General features: G+C 75.0%; 10 protein-coding genes. 3 read left to right on the top strand and 7 right to left on the bottom strand.

The window, feature by feature from the left end:
- Window positions 1-11: 11 nt before the first annotated feature.
- From AB0M83_RS41720 to AB0M83_RS41705, 4 genes are all read right to left on the bottom strand, one after another.
- Window positions 12-2,027 (bottom strand): AfsR/SARP family transcriptional regulator, encoded by a 2,016-nt coding sequence (locus AB0M83_RS41720; RefSeq protein ID WP_364526263.1) that lies wholly within the window; start codon window positions 2,025-2,027, stop codon window positions 12-14.
- Between the two features lie 168 nt (window positions 2,028-2,195).
- The gene (locus AB0M83_RS41715; protein WP_364526261.1) at window positions 2,196-2,600 is read right to left on the bottom strand and encodes a hypothetical protein; all 405 of its coding nucleotides are present in this window, start codon (window positions 2,598-2,600) and stop codon (window positions 2,196-2,198) included.
- 58 nt (window positions 2,601-2,658) lie between these two features.
- Window positions 2,659-3,522: a universal stress protein gene (locus tag AB0M83_RS41710; RefSeq protein WP_364526259.1), complete on the bottom strand. Its 864-nt coding sequence runs from the start codon at window positions 3,520-3,522 to the stop codon at window positions 2,659-2,661.
- Window positions 3,523-4,033: 511 nt separating this feature from the next.
- A complete protein-coding gene (locus tag AB0M83_RS41705; protein WP_364526257.1) occupies window positions 4,034-5,233 on the bottom strand; it encodes an MFS transporter in 1,200 nt (399 codons plus the stop codon).
- A gap of 106 nt (window positions 5,234-5,339) precedes the next feature.
- Between AB0M83_RS41705 and AB0M83_RS41700 the strand changes: the two genes are divergently transcribed.
- Complete coding sequence (locus AB0M83_RS41700) at window positions 5,340-6,227, top strand: LysR family transcriptional regulator (RefSeq protein ID WP_364526255.1); 888 nt, start codon at window positions 5,340-5,342, stop codon at window positions 6,225-6,227.
- A 53-nt stretch (window positions 6,228-6,280) separates the two neighbouring features.
- The gene (locus AB0M83_RS41695; RefSeq protein WP_364526253.1) at window positions 6,281-7,249 is read left to right on the top strand and encodes a TIGR01777 family oxidoreductase; all 969 of its coding nucleotides are present in this window, start codon (window positions 6,281-6,283) and stop codon (window positions 7,247-7,249) included.
- Window positions 7,250-7,321: 72 nt separating this feature from the next.
- Here AB0M83_RS41695 and AB0M83_RS41690 read toward each other — a convergent pair whose 3' ends face one another.
- The gene (locus tag AB0M83_RS41690) at window positions 7,322-8,344 is read right to left on the bottom strand and encodes a helix-turn-helix domain-containing protein (protein ID WP_364526251.1); all 1,023 of its coding nucleotides are present in this window, start codon (window positions 8,342-8,344) and stop codon (window positions 7,322-7,324) included.
- A 104-nt stretch (window positions 8,345-8,448) separates the two neighbouring features.
- Between AB0M83_RS41690 and AB0M83_RS41685 the strand changes: the two genes are divergently transcribed.
- Entirely contained in the window at window positions 8,449-9,399 is a 951-nt protein-coding gene (locus AB0M83_RS41685) for an alpha/beta hydrolase (RefSeq protein WP_364526249.1), read from the top strand.
- A gap of 41 nt (window positions 9,400-9,440) precedes the next feature.
- On the opposite strand, the gene AB0M83_RS41680 is transcribed toward AB0M83_RS41685, so the two are convergent.
- Window positions 9,441-11,243, bottom strand: a complete 1,803-nt coding sequence (locus AB0M83_RS41680; protein WP_364526247.1) for a serine/threonine-protein kinase — start codon at window positions 11,241-11,243, stop codon at window positions 9,441-9,443.
- The gene (locus AB0M83_RS41675; RefSeq protein ID WP_364526245.1) at window positions 11,240-13,108 is read right to left on the bottom strand and encodes a protein kinase; all 1,869 of its coding nucleotides are present in this window, start codon (window positions 13,106-13,108) and stop codon (window positions 11,240-11,242) included. The genes AB0M83_RS41680 and AB0M83_RS41675 overlap by 4 nt, the downstream gene beginning before the upstream one ends.
- Window positions 13,109-13,355: the final 247 nt, after the last annotated feature.

Genomic DNA, 13,355 nt, shown 5'->3' with positions numbered 1-13,355 from the left:
GACGCGGGTCCTCAGCGGGGTGGTTCGCCGAACGTCCGCGCTTCTTCCTCGGCCGCGGCGAGCTCGCTCGCCGCGGCCACCGCGTCCCCGGCGTCCCCGCGCCGGACCAGTGCTTCGGCGTGGCGACGGCGGGAGAACACCACCGCGGGCCAGTGCGCCAGCGCCAGATTGTGCTGGACCGCCGCGCGCAGGTGCGCGACCGCGCGGTCCAGGTCGCCGGTCGTCAGGGCCGCCGTGCCCAGCGGGTGGTGGATCGAGCCGAAGCACGCGATGGCCAGGCTCGCCATCGCCGGCAGGTGGCCGAACGGGCGGAGCAGCTCGGACACCCGCGTCGCCGTCTCGGTGTCGCCGAGCAGGTAAGCGGTTTCCGCCGCGCCGCACAGCGAAATCAGCCACGTGCTCGACCGCGGCAGCGTGCCCAGGTCGCCGCCGCACAGGCGCGCCAGGGCACCCGCCGCGGTCCGGCGGTCGCCGGACGAAGCCGCCGCCACCGCCAGGGCCGCGTAGTACGAATTGTCGATCGGGCTGAGCGTGGGGGAGTGCATCAGCCCGTCCAGCACCGGCACCAGTTCGCCGAGCCGGCCTTGGAACCAGCGGATCGCCACCAGCTGGGCGCCGTACCAGCCGAGCGCGTCCAGGTCGCCGGCCGCCTGGCCGAGCTCCGCGCAGGCCTGGGCGCCCTGCTCGGCCTCGCGGAACCGGCCCGCGCGGATGGCGAGCATGACCTTCAGCGCGTCGGCGACGAACCCCGCGGCCAGGTGCTTGCGCGCCGCCAGCAGGTCGTCGAGCTCGCCGAGCCGCCGCTGGGCGTGCGGGTCGCCGGCCAGGAACAGGTCGACGGTGTCCCACAGCACGCCCATCACGAGGTCGGTGCGCCGCCCGGACCGCCCGCTCACCCCGACCAGTTCCGTGGCCAGCGCGTGCCGCCGGGCCGTGTGGTCCGGGCCGAGCAGGCAGTGGTGGGCCAGGCTCAGCGCCTCGGCGTGCGCGACGGGGTCGCCGGCCACCCGGGTCTCGTCGGTCACGGCCAGGATCCGGTCGTGCGTCACGGCCTGGTAGTCCTCCTCGCCCGCGAGCCGCGTCCGCAGCCGGCGGGCGAGCGCCGAGGCCGGGTCGACCTCCGCCAGCGCGTGCCGCAGACGCGTCAGCAGCTGCTCCGACGCGGCCGCCGTGCGGTGTTCGTGCACCCACACCCCGCCCAGGCCGAGCGCCGCGCGGGCGAGCGCGTCGCCGGGGACGGTCACCACGGCGCCGGGCCGGGCCGGGAGCAGGCTCGGGTCGTGGGCGAGCACCTGCCGGTGCACCTGGGCCAGCACCGGCGACGGCTCCACCCCGGCCGCGGTGATCAGCCCGTGCCGAGCGCGGCGGAACGCTTCCAGCGCGTCGCCTTGGCGCCCGGCGCGGTAGAGCGCCGTCATCAGCTGCGCCCACAGCCGTTCGTGGCCTGGGAAGGCAGCGGTCAGCGACTCCAGCTCGGCGATCAGACCGGTGTCCTCGCCGGTGGCCAGGTCGGCGTCGATCCGGTCCTGGACGGCGTTGTGCCGCACCCTCGCCAGCCGCATGCCTTCGGCCCGCAGGGTTTCCACGCCGTCGAACTCCGCGTAGGCGTTTCCCCGCCACAGCGCCAAAGCAGCGGTCAGGTGGTCGCGCGCGGCGCCGGGCTCACCGGCCGCGAGCGCACGCCGTCCTTCGCCGGCGAGCTGTTCGAAGCGCGCCGCGTCGAGGGCCTCCGGTGCCACGTGCAGCAGGTACCCCGGCGAGCGGGTCAGGATCAGGCGCGGATCCACGGAAGCGCGCAGGCGGGAAAGGTAGGTCCGCACGGTGCGGTCCGCGTGCTCGGGCAGCCGCTCGCCCCACAGCGCGTGGCCGAGGGCGGGGACGCTCACCACCCGGCCCGCCTCCGCCGCCAGCACGGCGAGCAGGGTCCGCAGGCGGGGCCCGCCGACGTCCTGCGGCGCTCCGCCGATCCGGACCTCGAACGGTCCCAGCACTCCGAGGTCCACCCCGCCGGTGGTGTTCCCGACCATCCCCGCCCCTCCGCCGCGGACGTGTCCGCTCAGGCGTAAAGGAGCGGGGTCAGCCGGGTGAGATACGTCGACAGGAAGGAAAAGCCGCGTCGCCGAACTGTCGAGGGACCGCGGCCGGCACCGTCCGATCCGCGGGACGGCCGGGCCGCGGTCGCCCCGGCCGGACGCCTACGTGATCGGCACGGTCGCGACGCAGGACGTCGTGCCGTTGTCGAACGTCGTGGCCGCCGTGGCCCGCGAGGTGGCCGGGATCGCGAGTCCGTCCGGCAGCGAGGAGGTGCCGTTCGTGGCCGGGCCGACCCGGGTGTAGACCGTGTGCGTGCCCAGGCCGTCGAAGTAGGAGATCTTCAGCGACTGGGTGCCCGAGTCGCCGATGTACGGACCCGACGTGGTGTACGAGCCGAGCGGGTGGTGGTAGCCGCCGGACGTCTCGTACCGCAGGGTGAACGTCCCGGCGAAGCCTCCGGAGTGGCAGGTGCTCGTGACCTGCTTGACGATCGCCGCCTGGGCCGGGGCCGCGAGCGCCGCCGTGGCCAGCATCGCGACGAGCCCGGATCGCACCACTGTCTTCATCTGTTCCTCGCTTTCGGTCCCCGCCATCCTGCCGGGTCGCGCTTCCGTCCCGCTTCCCTCAACCGGCCGTACGGACGAGCAGGACCGGGCACGCGGCGTGATGCAGCAGGGCTTGGCCGGTGGACCCGAGCAGCAGGCCGGGGAAGCCGCCGCGGCCGCGGTCGCCGAGGACGACCAGCTGAGCGGCTCCGCTGCGCTCGATCAGCTCGCGCCGCGGGTGGGTGTGGACGACGACCTGCTCGACCGCGACGTCGCCGAGGTCGAGGCCGTCGAGCCGGTCGCCGAGCAGCCGGCGCCCGGCCTCGGTGACGCACCGCGGGTCCGGCCGCGGCGGCGGGGCGTCGGTCCAGGCGTGCAGCACGACGAGGGGAGTGCGGCGGACGCGGGCTTCGGTGAGCGCCGCCGCGAGCACGCGGGCGCCGGCCTCGCTGCCGTCGATGCCGGTGACGACCGGGCGTTCGCCGGCGCCGGGCTCGTCCCAGCTGTCCCCGCGGACGACGACGGTGTCGCAGCGGCCGTGCGTCCCGACGGCCGCCGCTACCGAGCCCGCGAGCAGGCTGGTGAGCCGGCCGTGCCCGGTGGAGCCGACGACGAGCAGCGCGGCTTCGCGCGAGGCTTCGACGAGTGCCTGCGCGGCGCGATCGGAATCGAGCCGGGTCGCCGCGCCGGGAACCCCTTGCGCGGCGGCCAGTTCCCGCGCGATGCGCAGCGCCCGCCGCCCTCGCGCCCGCAGCGCGTCGACCATTTCGTCCGGCGGCGGCACGACCCCGCCCGCGAGCAGGGCGGGGACATCGAGGGCGTGCACGATCTCCAGGGGCGCGTCCCGCAGGCAGGCGGTCCGCGCGGCCCACCGGACGGCGTCCAGGGACTCGGCCGACCCGTCCACCCCGGTGACGATCGGCGGCGCGGCTGCATCGGTCATCCGCCGACTCTATGCCCGCCCGGGGGCGCCGGTGGATGGTTCCGGTGCCGGGATGCCGGTCCTCGGGTGGCGAATCCGGCCGGTATCGCAGCGGCTGTAGTCTGTCCGGCCGGCTGGTAGCGGTCAGGCCGCGGCGGCCCCGGTCTCGCCCGCGTGGTCCTGGCCGGATACCCCCGCCGATGCTGTGGTTCACCTGGCTGGCCGGCGCCGGGCCAGGACGCGGCGGGCCGGCCTGCTCTCCGGACGTGGCCTGTTCCGCCGCTGCGGTGGCTTACCTGGCCGGTCGGCGGCAGGCAGGGCCCGGCGGGCCGGTCTTGCCCGTCGGATCCGGACCGGTACCGCGGCTTCTCCGGCTTGCCCCGCCGGCGGGCGTCGGGCAGGGCCCGGCGGGCCAGGGCCGCCGACCGGATCCTGGCGGGTACCGCGCTGCTGTGGCCGGCCCGGGGTCAAGGCGTGGCGGGCCAGTCCCTGCTCAGCTGCTCCTGGCCGATACCGCCGTTACCGCCGAGGCTTACCCAACCGACCGGCGCCCGCCGAGCGTCCGCCGGGCCGACCAGCCGAGCAGGGCCAGCTCCAGCGCCGCGAACCCGGCCAGCACCACGGCTCCGGAGGCCGCCAGCATCGCCAGCCCGATCAGCAGCACCGGCAGCACCAGCCCCGCGTACGCGGCGAGGAACAGCGCGGCCAGGACTTCGCCGCGGGTCAGGTCGTCCGCGAGCGCCGCCACCGTGCCGACCGAAGCGCGGAAGCCCAGCCCGAACCCCGCCCCCGCCAGCGCGCTCGCCCCGAAGAACAGCGGGAGCGATCCCGCGAATGCCGACACCGCCAGCAGCGCCAAGCCGATGCCCATCAGCGCGTACCCCGCCCGCAGCTGCGTGCGCGTGCCGAGGCGGGCCAGGCCGATCTGCGCGAGGGCCGCGGTGCCGAGCATCGTGAACGGCGCGAGCCCGGCCAGCAGCCGGGACGGCTCGTGCAGCTCGTGCGCCAGCAGCGTCGGGGCCAGCGCCATGAACAGCCCGCTCAGCGCGAACGCCGCGAACGCGCCGATCGCCGCGCCGGTGAACTCCGATCGGGCCGCCGAAGGCAAGGACAGCCGCTGCGGCCGGTACGCCGGGCGCTCCTCGCGGCGTTCGACCGTCTCCGGCACCAGGCTCACCGCGACCGCTTCGAGGAGCAGCACGACCAGGAACACCGCGAACGGCGTGTGCAGCGGCTGACCGGCGAACCGCGCGAACAACCCGCCCGCCAGCGGGCCCAGCGCCAAGCCGCCCGCGTTGACCACGGTCGCGGTCAGGCCGGGACGCGCCTGCGTGCGCAGCTCGGACAGGTGCGCGGTCGCGGTCGCGGTGATCGCGCCGATGCCGGCACCGCTGACCAGCCGCGCGACGATCAAGCCGGGCACCTCCGCCCAGAGCAGGAACACGGCCGCCGACAGCGCCTCGGCCAGCAGCCCCGCGACGAGCACGCGACGGCGGCCCAGCCAGTCGCTGACGTGCCCGGCCAGGTACAGGCTCAGCATCACCCCGACCGCGTACGCGGCGAACACCACGGTGACGAGGAACGCCGGGAACCCGTCCCGCTGCTGGTAAAGCGCGTACAGCGGGGTCGGGACGGTGGAGAACGCGAGCGCCGTCGCGAAAGCGACCGCGACCACGCGGAAACCCAGGCCGTGGCTCATCCGGAGCCGGGCGGGGGCGAGGGTGACGGACATCGGGACCTTCCAGAACGCCAAGGGATCTTCCGCCCTCCACGATGTCCCCGCCGACTCACCAAGTCCAACGAAAAGTCCTGGTCCGAGTTATCGCTATCCTCGATGAATGGAGACGCGCCAGCTCGAGTACTTCGTCGCCGTGGCCGAGGAGCTGAGCTTCACCCGGGCCGCCCAGCGGATGTTCGCGGTCCAGTCCACCGTGTCCGCGGCCGTCCGCGCGCTGGAGACCGAGCTCGGTACCCGGCTGTTCGACCGGTCCACCCGGCGGGTCGCGCTGTCGGCGGCCGGCGCGGCGTTCCTGCCCGAGGCGAAGAGCGCGATCGAAGCCCTAGGACGCGCCCGCGCGACCGTCCAGGAGGCGTCGGAAGGCCTGCGTGGCAGCCTGCGGATCGGGACGCTGACCTCGGTCGGCGGCGTGAACCTGCCCGAGCTGCTCGGCGCCTTCCATCGCCGGCACCCGCGGGTGGACATCCACGTGACGGTGTCGATCACCGGGTCCACCGGCCTGGCCGAAGAGGTCCGCCAGGGGCGCCTCGACGTCGCGATCGTCGGCCTGCCCGAGTCCGACCTCGCGGGGCTGGCCGTCCTGCGGGTGGACACCCGGCCGTTCGTCGTGCTGCTGCCGGCCACCCACCCGCTGGCCACACGCCGGGCCGTGCGGCTCGCGGACCTCGCCGGCGAGTCCTTCATCGACACGCCGCGGGGGTTCGGCAACCGCGTCGCGATGGACCGCGCGTTCGACGCGCTCGGGGCGCCGCGGCGGGTCACCGTCGAGGTCGCCGACCTCCGGACGGTGCCCGGCTACATCGCGGCCGGGCTGGGCGTCGCGGTCGTCCCGGACACGCCCGTGCCCGGCGAGCCGGACGTCGTCGTGCGGCCCCTGGCCGGCGCCGGCCTGGACTGGCCGCTCAACGTCATCACGTCGGGGGCGAAGCCGCCGTCCCGGGCACTCCGGACGCTGCTCGACCTCCTGGCCGGCGCCGCCGATATTTGAACACGTTCAACTCTTTCGGTACGGTGGGATCCGACGGACCGAAGGGGGACTTCATGAAGGTCGTCATACCCGGTGGTACCGGGCATCTGGGGCGCGTGCTGAGCCGGCGGCTGAGCGAACGCGGGGACGAGGTCGTCGTGCTCACCCGGCGGGACACCCCACCGGAACCGGGGGTGCGCCACGTCCGCTGGGACGGGCGGGCCGCCGGACCGTGGACGGCGGAGATCGACGGCAGCGACGTCGTGCTCAACCTCGCCGGCCGGTCGGTGAACTGCCGGTACACCCGGGCGAACCTGCGCGAGATGTGGAACTCGCGCATCGATTCGGCGCGGGTCGTCGGGGGCGCGATCGAGCGCGCCGAGCGGCCGCCGCGGGTCTGGCTGCAGATGAGCACGGCGACGATCTACGCGCACCGGTTCGACGCCCCGAACGACGAAGCCACCGGCGTGCTCGGCGGCGGCGAGCCGGGCGTGCCCGCCTACTGGGCCTACAGCGTCGACCTCGCCCGGGCGTGGGAGCGCGAGCAGGAGGTGGCGGCCACCCCGCACACCCGCAAGGTCGCGCTGCGGACGGCGATGGTGATGAGCCCGGAGCCCGGCGGCGCGTTCGCGATGCTGCTGCGCCTCACCCGGCTCGGCCTGGGCGGCCCGGTCGCGGGCGGCGCGCAGTACCTGTCCTGGATCCACGAGGACGACCTCGTCCGGGCGATCGACTTCCTCGTCGCGCGGGACGACCTGAGCGGGCCGGTGAACCTGGCGGCCCCGGAACCGTTGCCGTACCGCGATTTCCTGCGCGTCCTGCGCGCGGCGGCGGGTGTCCCGTTCGGACTGCCCGCGACGAGGTGGATGGCGGAGATCGGGGCGTTCGCGCTGCGTTCCGACACGGAACTGCTGCTCAAGAGCCGCCGCGTGGTGCCGGGCCGGCTCCTGGACGCCGGGTTCGCCTTCGACCACCCCGAGTGGCCGGCTGCGGCGCAGGACCTGGTGGGGCGGACGCGGAGTCCACTGAGGACGGTCAGCTGACTCGGCTGTTGCTCACAGCTGTCTCGACATCAGTGCGAGGTGCTGCCGGCTGTTCCTGTCTACTGAGGACGGTCAACCGAGCGAGGAGTTGTCCCGCAGCCGTCTGAGCATGAGCGCCAGATGCAGCCGGAAGCGGCCCGCGGGCGAGTCGACCTCGAAGCCGAGGACGGCTTCCGCGCGGGCCAGCCGGGCCGGCATCGTGCTGTGGTGGCGGTGCAGCACCGCCGCGGCCTTGCGGGCCGAGCCCGTCGCGCACAACGCGTCGAGCGCGGCCAGCGTGTCCTCACCGTGGGCTTCGGCCGCGAGCCGGTCGAGGGCGCGGACGTCCGGCAGCTCGGCGAGACCCGGTCCGTCGAGCTGGCCGGCGAATGCGGCGAGGCTGCCGAGCCGGTCCCACCACACCACCGGCTCGGAATCCGAGGTGAAGCGCAGCGCCGTCCGGGCGGCGGCCCAGGAGCGGGCCGCGTCGATGGCCGGCAGCTCCGGGCCGATGCCCGCCCGGCCGCCGGTCGGCAGCGAGCCGGGCGCCGCGTCCACCAGCACGGCACGCACTCCGCCCAGCTGCGCCGCGCGGCCGGCGAGCCCGTCGACGCCGGTGCCCGCCAGCACGCGCAGCCGGGCTGCCGGGGCGATCCCCAGCAGGTGCAGGGCCCGCGACCGCTCCGCCGTGCCGGCGTCCCCGGACAGCGCCAGCTCGACCAGCGCGGGATCGCCGAGCTCGGGCCGAGGCACGCCGCTCTGTTCCAGCAGGATCGCGGTGGCGATCGCGAACCTTTCGAGGAGCATGTCGTCGAGCGGGAGCGGCGCGCCGCCGCGGGCCACCCACACCTCGACGCCGCCCTCGAGCCGACGGACGGCAGCACCCGCGGGCGCCGTCCCGGGCGTGACGACGTCCTCGCCCGGTTCCGCGCGCAGCGACATCCCTTGGCCGGGCGCGTGCACGCCGACCCGGCAGCCGGCGAGCTCGGCCGTGCTGCGGACCAGCGCGTCCAGGCCGGCGCGTCCGGTGATCAGGCGGTCGAAGAACCCGATCACCCGCACGGCGTTCTCGGCGTCGGCGTCGAGCCCGGACAGCCGCAGCAGCAGCCCCTTCATGCCGTCACGATAGGCGTGTCCGCCGCCGGATGGCGACCTCCGGCACGGCAACGCCCGCCGCGTGGCGGTGGCCGAGGTCACGTCCGGCGGCCGAAGATCAGGACATGACCTACGCGATCGATCCCGAGCTGCTGCCCTGGCTGGACATGCTCCCGGCCGTGACCCTGACCGACTACGAAGCCCTGGTCGCCGCGCGCTCCGCGATGGGGCAGCTGGGCGAGGTCCTGCCGGCCTACGAGCCGGCGAACCCCGTCGACGTCCGCGACACGTCCGTGCCCGGGCCGTCGGACGCGCCGGACGTCCCGGTGCGCGTCTACTCCCCGGCGAACCGCGCGGGCGCGGTGCCCGGCCTGCTCTACATCCACGGTGGCGGATTCGTCCTCGGCGACCTGGACATGTTCCACATGTCGCTGCTCCGGCTGGTCGACGAGCTCGGCATCGTGATCGTGTCGGTGGACTACCGGCTGGCGCCCGAGCACCCGTTCCCGGCGCCGGTCGAGGACTGCTACGCGGCCCTGCAGTGGGTCGAGGCCAAGGCCGCCGAGCTGGGCATCGACCCGGCCCGGCTCGCCGTCGGCGGCGAAAGCGCGGGCGGCGGCCTCTCGGCGGCGGTGGCGCTGCTGGCCCGCGACCGCGGCGGCCCGGCGCTGTGCTTCCAGTACCTCGGGATCCCGGAGCTGGACGACCGGCTGGACACGCCGTCGATGCGCGCCTACACCGACACGCCACTGTGGAACCGGCCGAACGCGGTGTTCAGCTGGACCAGCTACCTCGACGCGGAACCCGGCGGCGACGACGTCTCGCCGTACGCCGCACCGGCCCGGGCCGCGGACCTGGCCGGGCTACCGCCCGCGTTCGTCACGACCTGCCAGTTCGACCCGCTGCGGGACGAAGGAATCCAGTACGCGCAACGCCTCGCGCACGCGGGCGTCGCGACCGAGCTGCGGCACTACCCGGGCACGTTCCACGGGTCGGGCTTGGTGGAGACGGCGGCGATCTCCCGCCGCATGTTCGCCGACGAGGTCGACGCGCTGCGCCGCGGGCTGCGCATCTGAGCTGTGCCGCGCACGTTGGCGCATCTCCCCATCGTCGTCGGCTAGCCGCGGGGAAGCGCGCTCACGAGGGCTTTCGCGAACGCGACCGCCGCGTCGCAGGCCCCGCTGCCCGGCTTCGACGCGAAGATCCGGACGTGTTCGGAGTCCTGCGCGTCGAGCGGGCGGTGGTTCCACGTGAGCGCGCAGCTGTCGCCGAGTTCACGGCGGGTGCCGGTCACCCCGCCGAGGTCGACCGGGGTGCCCTCGTCCGGCACCGAGGTCGGCGTCTTCTCGAAGGTCAGCCGCAGGGACGTCGTGGCGGTCCACTCGCACTCGCGCAGGCGGTTCAGCTTGGTCTCGCGGACCGGCCCGAGCGCCTGCGCGACCGCGGTCCGGCCGGGTGCGGCGCACGGGTCCAGCGCGAGGAGCGTGCCGGGCGCCAGGGGGTAGCCGTTGCCGCCGCCGTGGAGGCGGTCCAGGACCTTGCCCAGCGCGGTCTTGGCCAGGGCGCACGTGCCGGCGAGCGCCGTCACGCCGAGTTCCGGCTGCGCGGGCACCTGGACGCTCGCGTCGCAGGTGCCGCCGCTGATCTCGGTGAACAGCACCTGCCTGCCGTCCAGGTCTTCGGTGGGGCGGCCACCCTCGACGTAGATCGGGTCGCCGAACTTGACCGAGATCTTCCCGCCCGAGCGGGACTCGTAGGTGCAGCGGTCGAGGTAGCCGGTGTCCGGGTCGGCCCGGAGCTTGCCCGCGCCCGTGACGGTGACGTCGTCGAGCACCCGGCACGGATCGGCGCGGCGCAGGGTGTCCAGGCTCGTCGGGTCCAGGTTCGCACCGGCCGTCGGCGGGTCCGCGTCCGCCTTGACGACCGCCAAGGCGATGAGGCTTCCCGCAGCGAGCGCGCAGACGGCGGCGAGCGCGGTGACCACCGGCAGCCAGCGTCGGCGCTTCGGCGGCGCGGGAGGCGGGGGCGGGGCCGGCCAGGACAGCGCGGTGCGGACCGCGGCGTCCTGGGCGCCGATCAGGTCGTGCACCGCCGGCGGCCACGGCCGGGTGCCGGGCGGGACCGGGCCGAGGAAGTCGAGGATCCGCTGCGGTGTCGGCCGCCGCGCCGGGTCCTTGGCCAGGCACGGCTCGACGAGCGCGCGGATTTCGGGCGGCACGGCCGTGAGGTCGGGCTCGGCGTGGACGACGTCGTAGAGCAGCTGCGCGGTCGTCGAGCCGGGGAACGGGCCGCGCCCGGTCGCCGCCATCACCAGCAGGCCGCCGAGGGAGAAGACGTCGCTCGCCGGGGTCAGCGGGCGGCTTTCGGCCTGTTCGGGCGACATGAACGCGGGGGAGCCGACGATGCCGCCGGTGCCGGTGAGGTCCGGGCCGCCCTCGGCGGCGCGCGCGATGCCGAAGTCGATCACGCGCGGGCCGTCGCCGGTCAGCAGCACGTTGCCGGGCTTGAGGTCGCGGTGGATCAGGCCGACGCGGTGGATCTCGATCAGCGCGGTCGCGAGCCCGACGGCGAGCCGGCGCACCGCGTCGACCGGCAGCGGCCCGGTGGTTTCGACGGCCTCCTTGAGCGACGGTCCCGTGACGAACACCGAAGCCAGCCACGGGGTCTCAGCGTCGGGGTCGGCGTCCATCACCGCGGCGGTGAAGGCTCCCGAAACCCGTTGCGACGCCTGCACTTCCTGCTTGAACCGGGTGCGGAAGCGGGCGTTGTGCGCGAACTCCGGGTGGACCTGCTTGAGCGCGACGAGCCGGCCGTCCGGGGCCACGCCGAGCAGGACGCGGCCCATCCCGCCCTCGCCGAGCGCGGCGACGAGGCGGTACTTCCCGGCCTGCCGGGCGTCTCCCGGCTCCAGCGGCTTCACGGTTTCGGCAATCCGGGCCGGAGCGCCTTGGCGAAGTCCTGCGCCTGGCGGCAGATCTCGTTGTCCGGGAGCGAGCTGGCGGACGTGCGGTAGTCGACGACGACGTTCTCCGAGAAGTCTTCTTCGAGCGGGCGGTGCTGCCAGGTGAGGCTGCAGAACCCGGTCGCGGGGTTGGATCGTTTGGTGGTGAAGTACGCGGTGACCCCGCCGAGGTCGACGGTTCCGGCCGAGTCGTAGTAGGGGTCCTTGGACTGCACGGGCCGGGTACCGCGTTGGAGCGACACGACGATCTCGCCGCCGACCTGCCAGTGGCATTCGTGCAGCCCGCCGGGCTCGACCTTGGTGACCGGGCCGGCGATCCGCTGCGCGGTGGCGGTGTCGACCAGGCCGCACGGGTCCACCGGGGCGAGCCCGCCCGGCGCGGCTGGCGGACCGGCGCTTCCGGCGCGGAGGCGCTTCACGGCTTCGGTGAGCGCGGCCTTCGCCGCGTCGCAGGGCTCGGCGAACGGCTTGGCCGATTGACTGGCTTCGACGCCGATCGTCGCGTCCGGCCGGTCCACGATCGGCACGGACGCGGTGCAGCCGCCCGCCTTGTCGTCGATGCTCAGCGGGAGGCCGTCGAGCTCGCCGGCGGCCGTGCCCTTGGCGGTCACCGGGCCGCCGACGGTCAGCCCCAGCCACTGGCCCTGCGGAGTCTCGTAGACGCACTCGAAGAAGTGCACGTCGATCTTGGGGGTGAGTTTCCCGGTCCCGGGCACCGACGGCAGCACCTGGCACAGGTCGGCGCCGCGCAGCTTGTCCGGCCCGAGCGGATCCGGGTTCGGTGCGGACTCCGTCGTGACCGGAGCGGGGGTGGTGCTCGCCGGGGCGGCGGTCGCGCCGTCGTCGCCGCTGGTCAGGGTGACGGCCGTGATCGTGGCGCCCACGACGACGGCGGCCGCGGTGGCGGCGAGCGCGATCCGGCGGCGGCGGCCGGGCTTCTTGGTGAGGATGGCCGCCACCTCGGCCTGGCGACGCGCGATCATGGCGTGCACCGCGGGCGGCCACGGGCGCTGGACCGGGGGCAGGGGACCGAGCAGCTCCAGGACCTGGGCGGGTGTCGGCCGGCGGGCGGGGTCCTTGGCGAGGCACGGCTCGGCGACGGCGCGGACCTCGGGCGGCAGGAAGCGCAGGTCCGGGTGCGTGTGGACGACGTTGTAGAGCGACTGCGGGCCCGACGTCCCGGCGAAGGGGCTGTACCCGGTGGCGGCCAGCACCAGCAGGGCGCCGAGGGAGAAGACGTCGCTCGCCGGGGTCAGCGGCCGCCCTTCGGCCTGCTCCGGCGACATGAACGCGGGCGAGCCGAGGATGACGCCGGTGTGGGTGAGGTCGGTGCCGCCCTCGGCGGCGCGGGCGATGCCGAAGTCGATGACGCGCGGGCCGTCGTCGGCGAGCAGGACGTTGGCGGGCTTGAGGTCCCGGTGCACGAGCCCCGCCCGGTGGATGCCGATCAGGGCCGACGCCAGCCCGGCGGCGAGGTGCCGCACGGCGGCCGGCGGCAGCGGCCCGGTCGTGTCGACGGCTTCCTGCAGCGAGGGCCCGGCGACGAACACCGAGGCGAGCCAGGGCGTCGGCGCGTGCGGGTCGGCGTCCATCACGGCGGCGGTGTAGGCGCCGGAGACGAGCCGCGAGACCTCGACCTCCCGCCGGAACCGTTCGCGGAAGCCGGGATCGTGCGCGAACCCGCGGTGCACCCGCTTGACGGCGGCGAGCCGCCCATCGGGGGCGACCCCGAGCAGCACGCGGCCCATCCCGCCCTCGCCGACCGCGGCGAGCAGCCGGTACCGCCCGGCCTGCGCCGGCTCATTCCGCCCCAACGGCTCCACACCCACCTCCGCGGGTGATCGTAGAACGTGGCCGCCGGCCGGTGGCCCGGAATGCCCTGATCCGGACCGGTTCGTCGATCTGCTAGCGAGCCGCCGCGCCGCTGCCGCCCACCGCCTGTGGCCAAGCGCCCCAATGTGGCCTTGGTTGCGTTCATGGTCGCCCCTGCGCACCACCTGCAGGGACGTGCCGTCGGCGAGCGCGAACGCGGTCATCAGCTCGTGCTGGACCGGTTCCTGCGCACGAGCT

Origin of the sequence: Amycolatopsis sp. NPDC051106 (assembly GCF_040682775.1) — a bacterium.
GTDB lineage: Bacteria > Actinomycetota > Actinomycetes > Mycobacteriales > Pseudonocardiaceae > Amycolatopsis.
Note: the sequence above shows the minus strand (reverse complement) of the source record. Positions and strands in the feature narration are given on the sequence as shown.

Coding starts and splice junctions, on each gene's coding strand:
- AB0M83_RS41720 (WP_364526263.1), bottom strand. CDS start 2,027: ATGGTCGGGAACACCACCGGCGGGGTGGACCTCGGAGTGCTGGGACCG.
- AB0M83_RS41715 (WP_364526261.1), bottom strand. CDS start 2,600: ATGAAGACAGTGGTGCGATCCGGGCTCGTCGCGATGCTGGCCACGGCG.
- AB0M83_RS41710 (WP_364526259.1), bottom strand. CDS start 3,522: ATGACCGATGCAGCCGCGCCGCCGATCGTCACCGGGGTGGACGGGTCG.
- AB0M83_RS41705 (WP_364526257.1), bottom strand. CDS start 5,233: ATGTCCGTCACCCTCGCCCCCGCCCGGCTCCGGATGAGCCACGGCCTG.
- AB0M83_RS41700 (WP_364526255.1), top strand. CDS start 5,340: ATGGAGACGCGCCAGCTCGAGTACTTCGTCGCCGTGGCCGAGGAGCTG.
- AB0M83_RS41695 (WP_364526253.1), top strand. CDS start 6,281: ATGAAGGTCGTCATACCCGGTGGTACCGGGCATCTGGGGCGCGTGCTG.
- AB0M83_RS41690 (WP_364526251.1), bottom strand. CDS start 8,344: ATGAAGGGGCTGCTGCTGCGGCTGTCCGGGCTCGACGCCGACGCCGAG.
- AB0M83_RS41685 (WP_364526249.1), top strand. CDS start 8,449: ATGACCTACGCGATCGATCCCGAGCTGCTGCCCTGGCTGGACATGCTC.